This window comes from Actinomycetota bacterium, from assembly GCA_041658565.1.
GTDB lineage: Bacteria > Actinomycetota > AC-67 > AC-67 > AC-67 > JBAZZY01.
Map to the genome: position 1 here is coordinate 37,465 of JBAZZY010000021.1, position 9,570 is coordinate 47,034.

Here is a 9,570-nt window from a genome sequence, read left to right on the forward strand (position 1 = left end):
CCTAGTCCACGCGCGCCCGTGGTGGCTGCGACTCGCGGATGATTCGAACGGACTCCCCCGGGTCGGTAGCGATTGACCTTGCCTCGCCGACGGGCGCTGCGTCTCGGACGTCGATGATGACGCCTGGAGCGGAGGTTGCGCTCGATCCGACGGCTCTATGCGCACCTATGGTCCTGCGTCCCCGTGGGCCGTGCATCAGATCCTGAATTAGAAGGACCATCCCGGCCCAGATCACGAGGTCTCCGACGCTTGCGACCGCCGGCGCGCCGCCTAACGGGATGATGTCCCCCAGGAACCCCAGGCGTGTTCCGCCGGCGATGTCGATGAAGTGCTTCCCGCGGATGACGAGTTGCTGCGCAGCCGGGCCCTTCCATCCTGCGCGCGCGGCGGCCTCGGCACTGATCGGCATTCCCTGGTTCGCCAGGATCACGATGTAGTTCAGAGCCGCACCGAGGGCGATGAACCCGACGCCCGAGCGGCGCCAGTTCGCGCCGGCGAAGGCGAATAGCGCCGCGTATGAGACGATCACGAGGCCGTAGGCGAGCATGTTCGCGGATCCCGGAATGAATTGAGCTGCCGTTTGCAGGCCGACCCCAACGAAAACCAGCCAGACCAGCGGCATGCGCGCGTTTGCGAGGTTGCTTATCGTGCCACGGCGTGCGAAACCGGTTCCGAATCCGAGGACCAACACGGTTATGAAAGCGAGCATGAGTGGTATATACCTGCGGATCGGAGCCGGATCGAGGATGCGGGGGAAAATTGTGGATCTCACCTCTGTTCTTTATGAGACCAGCGCGCCGGTGGCGCGGATCACGATCAACCGCCCCGAGAAACGCAACGCGCTGAACGTAAGCGTCATGACGGAGCTGCGGGAGGCGTTCGGGCGCGCGCGCGCCGATTCTTCCGTAAAGGTCGTCGTTCTTACGGGCGCGGGTGAAAAGGCATTCAGCGCCGGCGGCGACCTGGGCGGGTTTACGGCGGAGCAGTCCAAGGTTGAACAGCATCTGATGCGAGGAACGCTTTCGGATCTGCTCGAGGATATGACTCGCTTGGGCAAACCGGTGATCGCGCGCGTCAACGGCCACGCACTCGCCGGTGGATTCGGACTTGTGTGTGGGTGCGATCTGGTCGTCGCGTCGGATCACGCGGAGTTCGGCATGCCCGAGGTGAACACCGGGTTGTGGCCGTTCATCATCACTGCGACGGTCCGCCGTTGCATGCCGGAGCGAAGGGCGCTTGAACTGATGATGACCGGCGATCGCATCGGCGCGGAAGAAGCGCAGCGTCTCGGGATCGTTAGCCGTGTCGCTTCTCCGGAGTTGCTCGACGAGGCTGTCGACGATTTGTGCGCAACGCTTGCGTCGAAAAGCTCGATGATTCTGCGGCTCGGAAAAGACGCGTTCTACGCGTCGCGCGACATGTCGTTTCGCGAGTCGCTGGACTACATGCACGGCCAGTTGGGAATCTGTTTGGAGAGCGAGGACGTCGTCGAAGGCGTCACGGCGTTCCTGCAGAAGCGAACGCCGGAGTGGAAGAACCGCTAGCCGCCTTTGTGTGTTGCGCAACGCCCGGGCGATAATGCCCGGACCACCCAGGCGGGCCCCGGTAAACCTCGGAGGATTGTCCTTCGGCGACGGGCCCCCGGAAGGGAGGAAACGTGACCGACGTCACTCCATCCAGCACGCCCCCGGCTGCCGGACCCGCCGGCGGCGAGAAGCGCGAAATGCCGACCCTTGCGTACGAGGGACCGACGCTTGCGCAGGCAGCAGCCGACCTCGTCGCACGCAAGGATCACCACCGCGCCGGCGGCGGACCCGACAAGGTCGCGCGCCAGCATTCACTCGGCAAGCTCACGGTCCGCGAGCGCATCGACAAGCTTTTTGACGAAGGGTCCTTTGGCGAGTTCGGACTTCTAGGTCATCACCAGTCGCAGTCCCCGCAAATGCAAGGCAAGTTCACGCCTGCGGACGGCGTGGTAACCGGCGTCGGCAAGATCGATGGACGGCGTGTGTGCTTGATCGCGTACGACTTCACCGTGATGGCCGGCTCGATGGGCATGGTGGGGGAGATCAAGGCGACGCGCATGCGCGAACTTGCGTTGCGCGAGCGGATTCCGATCGTATGGCTGATCGACTCCGCCGGCGCGCGCATCCAAGAAGCGGCCGGATCGCAATTCGCGCGCACCGGTGAGTTGTTCCGTGAACAAGTTGTGATGTCGGGAGTCATCCCGCAGGTGGCGGCAATGATGGGGCCCGGTGCAGCCGGAACCGCCTACATCCCCGGTCTCGCCGATTTCGTGCCGATGGTGAAGGGAATTTCGTCGATGGCTCTCGGGGGCCCGCACTTGGTCAAGGCAGCCGTCGGTGAGGACGTGACCGAGCAGGAGATGGGCGGTTCGCAAGTGCACTGCAAGGTCTCCGGAGTGGCCGACCTCGAGGTCGCCGACGACGACCAGTGCCTCGAGGCCATTCGGCACTACTTGTCGTTCTTCCCGTCGCACAACTGCGAGAAGCCCCCGGTGCGGCCCGCGTCGGATCCGGTGGACCGGCGATGCGAGGAGTTGTACGACATCGTTCCGGCGAACCCGCGCCAGGCCTACGACGTTCGCAAGGTGATCAAGGCGCTTGTGGACGACGGGGACTTCTTCCCCATGAAGCAGGATTGGGCGCGCTCGATGGTCACCGGGTTCGCGAGGTTCGGCGGCCGACCCGCAGGAATCGTGGCGAACCAGCCGATGTTTCTCGGTGGCGCTATCGACGTCAATGCGGCCGACAAGGCGGCACGTTTCGTGTGGCTGTGCGATGCGTTCGATATCCCGCTGGTGTTCCTGATGGACTGCCCCGGATTTCTCGTCGGATCGGCGGTCGAAAAGCAAGGCATCATCCGGCATGGATCCAAGATGCTGTTCGCCGTCAGCGAGGCGACCGTGCCCAAGATCACGGTCGTGATGCGCAAGGGTTACGGCGCGGGCTACTACGTGATGAACGGTCGCGCATTCGAGCCGGACAAGATTGTCGGCTGGCCCACCGCGGAAATCAGCGTGATGGGTCCGGAAGGCGCGGTGAACATCATCGGCCGCTCGATTCTCGAGAAGATCCCGGAAGAAGAGCGTGACGCCAAGCGCAACGAGATGATCGAGGCGGTGCGTTCTTCGATCGGCCCGTACGTCGCGGCAGGCTGGGGGTTTGTCGATGACTTGATCGACCCGGCCGATACTCGCTCGGTGATCTGCGAGGGTCTGGCGTACGCGGAGGGCAAGGCAATCGAGCGGCCGTGGCGCAAGCACGGAGTGCTGCCGGTTTGATGCGCGGCGGCGCAGCCGTCGTGCTTGCGGTCGGCGGGACCGTGACGACTCCGACTCGGGTCGAGCACCCCGGGACGGACGAGACCAATCGCGGTGATCGGCCGTGGCTTGTCATTGTGTGGAACGATCCGATCAACCTGATGAGCTACGTCACGTACGTACTGCAGAAGTTGTTCGGGTTCTCCAGAGAGAAGGCCCACAAGCTGATGATGCAGGTGCACACCGAGGGACGGGCCATCGTTTCCAGCGGCGCGCGCGAGCGTGCCGAGGCTGATGTCGCGCGCCTTCACCACCACGGCCTTTGGGCGACGATGCAGCGGGACTCGTGATGGCGGTTCGCCCCTTTACCCTGCTGTCGAACGGATCCGTACGGATGAGGTTGGCGACCGACGCCGCTCTTGCCGTTCGCCAGGTTGCCGAGGAAGTGCTGACGTTGCTTGAGGCGCCGGAGGACGAGGGGATGTATCGGCTGTTTCCTCCGGCGTACGCGGACGACGCGAACCGAGAAGAGGAGTTCCGTCGGATGACGAGGGACGACTTGATCGAGGCGAAGAAACACGCCGCGCGCGTCGTTATCGCCGGCATCGACGATGCGACGCGTGGGCGGCGGCGGTTGCTGTCGATGACGCTTGACGAGGAGACGGTGGGGGCGTGGCTCGGCGTGTGTAACGATGCCCGGCTTGTTCTGGGGACCCGGATTGGAGTTGCTGAAGACGCCTTCGACGAAGCGTTCCCCTCGGATCACCCCGACGCGCCGGCGCAGAACATGTACCTATATTTGAGCGCGCTGGTGGGCACGCTCTCGGAGGAGCTGCTCGGTGCAATGCCGGGTGACGAAGGGGCGCCGGAATGAGCGCGCTCGCGGGGAGGAGAGGAGCCAAATGGGCATCAACGATAAAGCCGTAATCACCGTCGCTCTTTCGGGCGTGGTCGCCAACCGGGCGCAGTGTCCGGGGATTCCCTATACCCCGGAGGAATACGCCGCGGAGTCCAGGCGCGCGTACGAGTCCGGGTGCACGATGGTGCACATTCACGCGCGCGAGTCCGACGGAAGTCCGACGCACCGCGTCGGCGCCTATAAGGACATCCGCGACGCCATCGTTTCGGAGGTTCCGGAGATCATCATTAACTTCTCGACGGGGTCGATCGGCATCCCCGTTGAAGAGCGCATTGCTCACGTTCGCGAACTCAAGCCCGACATCGGGGCACTGAACATGGGGTCGATGAACTACGCCAAGTACTCACCGAAGCGCAAGAGTTTGGTGTTCGATTTGGTGTTCTCCAACCCGTTCGCCGACATCATGAAGTTCCTCGAGGTGATGAACGAGGTCGGCGTGAAGCCGGAACTGGAGTGTTTCGACTCAGGCCATATTGGAAACGCTTTCCCGCTGATCGACATGGGCGTGTTGTCGGCCCCCGCGCACTTCTCGATCATCCTCGGCGTGCTGGGCGGAGCGTTGCCGACGACGCAGTCGCTTGCTTACCTGTCGTCGATTCTTCCCGAGGGATCCGACTGGGGAGTCATTGGGGTTTCGCACGAGCAATGGCGACTGGTGGCCGCTTCGGCGACGCTGGGCGGGAACGCTCGGGTCGGATTCGAGGACAACTTCTACCTGCCGAACGGCGAGATGGCGGCCTCGAACGGGGATTTGGCTGCCGCCGCGGCAGACATCATTCGAAAGACGGGACGAGAGATCGCCGGGCCGGACGAGGCGCGCGCGATCATCGGACTTCCGCCGAGGAGATGACATGGGAATCAACGTTGAAGCAGAGATGGTGGCCAACGTGTGGAAGGTGATGGTGTCTGCGGGCGCCGGCGTCGCCGAGGGGGACACGCTGGTGATCCTGGAGTCGATGAAGATGGAGATTCCGGTTGAGGCTCCTGTCGCCGGGACGGTGAGCGTGATCAATGTCGAGGAAGGCGGCGTCGTTCAAGAGGGCGACGTCATAGCCGTTATCGACTGAGTGACCCAGCGCGGCGCCCGGTGGGGAGGTCCTCACCGGGCGCTATGCTCAAATCATGTCGGGTCTGAGCGGTCTTGCCGGTCGCCACACCACGTTGTCGGCTAGAGACGTCGAGCACTTGCACCGTCTTTTGGCTGAGTGGCAACTGCTGGCCGACCTTGCCTTCTCCGACTGTCTGCTGATGGCGCCGACCGTGGGGGCGGAGCGGTTTCTGATCCTTGCGCAGGTTCGTCCGTACCCCGCGCAGACGCTCTATCAGGAGGACATGGTCGGCCGCTTCGTGGATGTGCTGAATCGTCCGAAGGTGGCCCTCGCGTTCCGCGAGGGGCGGATCGTTCGCGAAGGGGACCCCGAGTGGCACGGCGGAGTGCCGGTGCGAGAAGAGGCCGTCCCGGTCCTTCTTGAGGGGCGTGTCCTCGCGGTGATCAGCGCCGAGCAGAATCTCGCGGCCGCCCGCACGCCGTCACACCTGGAGTTGTCGTACCTGCGCGCCGCCGGTGATCTCGAACGGATGATCGCCGAGGGGACGTTTCCCTACATTGTCGAGGAGGAGTTCGAGCGAGAACTGCTGCCCCGCGTCGGGGACGGATTCTTGCAGCTCGATGCCGAGGGCAGGGTTACATACGCGAGCCCCAACGCGGTCTCCGCCTACCGACGACTTGGTTTGACCGCGAACATCGCAGGGGAGCGGCTGGTCGATTTGGATCCGGCCGCTCCGAGCGTCGCGCGGATGCTCGCGACGTGCCGGCCGGTCGAAGATGAAGTCGAGGCGAACGGGACATGGGTGCTCCGACGTTTCTTGCCGGTAGTCCACGCAGGTGATCTGGTCGGAGCTGTCGGGCTCGTTCGGGACATCACGGAGTTGCGGCGGCGAGATCGCATGCTTTCGATCAAAGACGCCACGATTCGCGAGATACATCACCGAGTGAAGAACAACTTGCAGACGGTGGCCTCGCTCCTGCGCTTGCAGGCCAGACGGCTCGGAACCAGCGAGGCGCGCGCCGAACTCGAGGAGTCGGTTCGGAGGATCTCGTCAATTGCTCTCGTCCATGAGACCTTGTCGCAGAACGAGGTCCCCGAACGAGTCGACTTTGACCGCGTCGCCCACGGGGTCTTGGACATGGCGGCACACTCGCTCGTGGGGCCCGATCGTCCGATCGAGTTTGCCGTGGTGGGCTCGAGCGGTGACTTGTCGAGTGACGTTGCCACGCCGTTGTCTCTCATCCTGGCGGAGTTGATTCAGAACGCGGTGGAGCATGCCTTCAAGAACTCCGGCGGGTCGGTGACTGTCGAGATGCATCGAGCGTCCAAGGAACTTCGCCTTGTCGTGATTGATGACGGCGCCGGGTTGCCGTCGGATTTCGCGCTCGAGTCGAGCGCCAACCTTGGCCTGCAGATCGTTGGGACCCTGGTGCGGGAACTCCGCGGGGACATCGACTTGCAGAGTTCAGGCGGAACGCGCGTGGAGTTGGTGATCCCGATCGGTCGGGAGTGAGCCGCCTTAGGATCCGCCGGGAAGCGTGCTCTCGATGCCCGCGCGCGACGGTTCGTCCGCCGGGGGATGGATGACGCGGTTCACGAGCAACCACGAGATGAGCAATACGAATCCGGCAAGGGCGATCCGGCCAATCCAGCGCCGACGCTCGCCGGCAGGTTCGCGCGCGATTCCGACGGGCCCGAGGTACTGCTCTCGGCCGGGGGTCATGGGAAGTTCTGTTTCTCTGCCGCGAACGGGTGACTCAAACGGCTACCGCCTGCCGAGCGGATCGCCTGGCTTCCCGGCGCTCCTCCTCGGTGCTGCCTCCCCAGATACCTGCGTCCTGACCCGTGTCCAACGCCCAGTCGAGGCAGGCCGACTGCGTGACGCACGTGCCACAGATAGCTTGAGCTGCCTGGACCTGCGCAAGAGCTGGGCCTGTTGTCCCGACGGGGAAGAAGATCTCCGGATCAGCGTCGCGGCACGCCGCCTGACCTCGCCAGTCCATTTCCAGTGCCCTCACCCGTCCCTTCGACGCAAAAATCCCATAAATTGTGAAAGGTTTCTCCAGTGCCGGAGCGGTAGCGACTATAAGACCGTGCTCACGGGCAAGGCAAGACCCCACAAGGAAAAAGGTTTCGCCGACTCCAATTGCGTTCACGTATTCACAAGGATGAGAAGATGATCGTGATTGCGCACCGGGGCGCATCTCTGACTGCACCTGAGAACACCCTTCCGGCGTTTGAGCAGGCGCTGGATGTCGGGGCCGACGGGATTGAGTTCGACGTCAGGGTCACGGCCGATGGGCGCTTGGTGGTCATTCACGACGACAACCTTGAGCGAATCACGGGTGATTCGACCCGGATCGCGGACATGACCTTCGACGAGGTTCGCCGGGCTGATGTAGGGCGCCGGCGGGAGTGGGGCGCGCGACTGCAGGTGCCGTGCGTGGAAGAGGTGATTGAGCTTGCTTCGGGTCGCGCGCGCCTGTTCATCGAACTCAAGGCCTCCTGGCGCGACGGCGAGTTCCGGTCGGCCGCGCCGGCCGCGGAAGCCATCCTGCCGCTGGTAGCCGGCGTTCCGGGTGTGACTCTGTCGTCGTTCGACCCGCTTGCCGTTGCGGCTGTTCGTGCTCTTGCCCCCGAGATCCCCACGGGAATCGGTTGCGCAGAGGCTCTTCCTCTGGACTGGTGTCTTCAGACCGCGGTGTCCGGCGGCCATGAGGAATGCCACGTGTCGAACGGCGCGGTCGAGGTCGGCTTCATCCGGCGCGCGCACGACGCCGGGCGACGGGTTTTGGTTTGGACGGTGAACGAACCGAGCCGGCTGCGCGAACTGCGGGACATCGGTGTCGACGGGGTTTTCACCGACGACCCGGCGGGCGCGCGCGCTGCCTGTGCACCCCAGGTGGGGACTCTATGATCACGCCAGGACGTTGAGCGCCTGGGGAAGTACCTCGAAACGGAACTGGGTGTCCTCCCCGGCGAAGTCACCGTCTACTTGGTACGGAACAGGTCTGGACGACTCGACACTGAAGTCGCTCAAGTCGTGCAAGGCTCGCACGTGCCGGAGTCGCGTGTGTCCGCCCGAGCCGAAGGCGCGCCATACCATCCGAAGCGTTCCTGCCGTCCCGAGTTTGGTGAGCGCCATAACGTCCAGCCCTAAGTCCTGATCGGCCTCAGGGCAGACCTGAAACGGTCGCCGGCCCAGGAATGTGAACGGGTTCGAGTTGGACGACGCGACCTCGTGGAGGTGGGTGATGGACTCGCCGCCGGCGTGAAGCGTTAGCGGCGGATCGTGTCGCGGGTACACGAAGAAGAACGTCCGCAGTGTCTGGGCGACGAACAAGCCCTCGCCGATCTTGCGCTTCAGGCGAAACCGGCGCTCGACGGCTCGCACCACTGCGGCGTCGAAGCCGATTCCTGCGCAGAAGGCGAATGCTCGCCCGTTGATCTTCCCGAGGTTGATCCGGCGGGCGGGGGCGTTCTCAGCGATCCGTTCCAAGACGACACCCGTCGCTTCGATCGGGTCGTTGGGAAGCCCCAGCGTGCGGGAGAACACATTCGTCCCGCCTCCCGGCAGCGCGACGACGGTGACGTCGGTTCCCGCGAGGCCGTTGACGACTTCGTTGAGTGTGCCGTCTCCTCCCAGCACCGCGACGATGTCGAATCCCTCATGCGCTGCCCCGATCGCCAAGTGGGTGGCGTGGTGGCGCCGCTTTGTCTCTGCGACGTCCAGTTTCAGCTCCGAGGCCAAAGCATGGGCGATGACGTCGCGCACGCGTGGAGAGACGCTCGTGGCTTCCGGGTTGAATACCAGCAGTCCACGTCTCATCGGCGGCTGATCGCATCCATGACTTCTCCCGCCTTTGCGTGTCGTCCGAGTTCCTTCTTCGAGAAGACCAACGTCCCGTCCACGCTGACCTCGAACACTCCACCCGAGGATGGCACGAGTTCCAGGGATTCGATTTCCTGCTCGTTCTCTTTCAGTACCTCAGCCGCCAGACCGACGGCTTTGTCTGCGTATCCTCAAACCGCGCAGTACTCGATCTGGATCTTCACGTCGCCTCCTTAGGGCAAGTCCAGGTGCATGCTACTCATTCCCGGCATCCTGCTGCCGGAACATGCACGCGTACCGGGATCCCCCGAAGTCATCCGTAAACGGCACAGGGGCATCTTCCCCACTCTTTTTGGGGCAGGTGCCTCAAGTTCGGCATGACATGGTTGGGACTGCCCCCGATCTGGTTGACTCGTAGCTTGTGAGCCTTTCACGCTGCAAGGGCTCCTTCGTACACGGCCTCAAACTCTACGGGAGTTAGCCGCCC

General features: G+C 63.8%; 13 protein-coding genes. 8 read left to right on the top strand and 5 right to left on the bottom strand.

The window, feature by feature from the left end; genetic code table 11:
• Nucleotide 1: 1 nt before the first annotated feature.
• Nucleotides 2-709 (bottom strand): DUF5317 domain-containing protein, encoded by a 708-nt coding sequence (locus tag WDA27_10680; GenBank protein MFA5891392.1) that lies wholly within the window; start codon nucleotides 707-709, stop codon nucleotides 2-4.
• Here WDA27_10680 and WDA27_10685 point away from each other — a divergent pair.
• The 7 genes from WDA27_10685 (at nucleotide 708) to WDA27_10715 (ending at nucleotide 6,764) form a co-directional block, all read left to right on the top strand.
• Nucleotides 708-1,544, top strand: coding sequence for an enoyl-CoA hydratase-related protein (locus WDA27_10685; protein ID MFA5891393.1), 837 nt, complete (start codon nucleotides 708-710; stop codon nucleotides 1,542-1,544). The genes WDA27_10680 and WDA27_10685 overlap by 2 nt on opposite strands.
• 113 nt (nucleotides 1,545-1,657) lie before the next feature.
• Nucleotides 1,658-3,304 carry an acyl-CoA carboxylase subunit beta gene (locus WDA27_10690; GenBank protein ID MFA5891394.1) on the top strand — a complete coding sequence of 549 codons (1,647 nt, stop codon included), beginning with the start codon at nucleotides 1,658-1,660 and terminating at the stop codon, nucleotides 3,302-3,304.
• A complete protein-coding gene (gene clpS, locus WDA27_10695) occupies nucleotides 3,304-3,633 on the top strand; it encodes an ATP-dependent Clp protease adapter ClpS (GenBank protein ID MFA5891395.1) in 330 nt (109 codons plus the stop codon). The genes WDA27_10690 and clpS overlap by 1 nt, the downstream gene beginning before the upstream one ends.
• A gap of 44 nt (nucleotides 3,634-3,677) precedes the next feature.
• Nucleotides 3,678-4,157: a DUF2017 family protein gene (locus tag WDA27_10700; protein MFA5891396.1), complete on the top strand. Its 480-nt coding sequence runs from the start codon at nucleotides 3,678-3,680 to the stop codon at nucleotides 4,155-4,157.
• Between the two features lie 28 nt (nucleotides 4,158-4,185).
• Nucleotides 4,186-5,052, top strand: coding sequence for a 3-keto-5-aminohexanoate cleavage protein (locus WDA27_10705; GenBank protein ID MFA5891397.1), 867 nt, complete (start codon nucleotides 4,186-4,188; stop codon nucleotides 5,050-5,052).
• 1 nt (nucleotide 5,053) lies between these two features.
• Entirely contained in the window at nucleotides 5,054-5,269 is a 216-nt protein-coding gene (locus WDA27_10710) for a biotin/lipoyl-binding carrier protein (GenBank protein MFA5891398.1), read from the top strand.
• A gap of 55 nt (nucleotides 5,270-5,324) precedes the next feature.
• Nucleotides 5,325-6,764, top strand: a complete 1,440-nt coding sequence (locus WDA27_10715; protein MFA5891399.1) for a histidine kinase N-terminal domain-containing protein — start codon at nucleotides 5,325-5,327, stop codon at nucleotides 6,762-6,764.
• A gap of 6 nt (nucleotides 6,765-6,770) precedes the next feature.
• On the opposite strand, the gene WDA27_10720 is transcribed toward WDA27_10715, so the two are convergent.
• Nucleotides 6,771-6,974, bottom strand: coding sequence for a hypothetical protein (locus tag WDA27_10720; protein MFA5891400.1), 204 nt, complete (start codon nucleotides 6,972-6,974; stop codon nucleotides 6,771-6,773).
• A 34-nt stretch (nucleotides 6,975-7,008) separates the two neighbouring features.
• Nucleotides 7,009-7,254 carry a WhiB family transcriptional regulator gene (locus WDA27_10725; protein MFA5891401.1) on the bottom strand — a complete coding sequence of 82 codons (246 nt, stop codon included), beginning with the start codon at nucleotides 7,252-7,254 and terminating at the stop codon, nucleotides 7,009-7,011.
• 173 nt (nucleotides 7,255-7,427) lie between these two features.
• Between WDA27_10725 and WDA27_10730 the strand changes: the two genes are divergently transcribed.
• Nucleotides 7,428-8,168 (top strand): glycerophosphodiester phosphodiesterase, encoded by a 741-nt coding sequence (locus WDA27_10730; protein MFA5891402.1) that lies wholly within the window; start codon nucleotides 7,428-7,430, stop codon nucleotides 8,166-8,168.
• Here WDA27_10730 and WDA27_10735 read toward each other — a convergent pair whose 3' ends face one another.
• Together WDA27_10735 and WDA27_10740 are read right to left on the bottom strand one after the other, a co-directional pair.
• Nucleotides 8,169-9,080 (bottom strand): diacylglycerol kinase family protein, encoded by a 912-nt coding sequence (locus WDA27_10735; protein ID MFA5891403.1) that lies wholly within the window; start codon nucleotides 9,078-9,080, stop codon nucleotides 8,169-8,171.
• Nucleotides 9,077-9,307 (bottom strand): Rdx family protein, encoded by a 231-nt coding sequence (locus WDA27_10740; protein ID MFA5891404.1) that lies wholly within the window; start codon nucleotides 9,305-9,307, stop codon nucleotides 9,077-9,079. Before WDA27_10740 ends, WDA27_10735 begins: the two co-directional genes overlap by 4 nt.
• Nucleotides 9,308-9,570 lie beyond the last annotated feature (263 nt).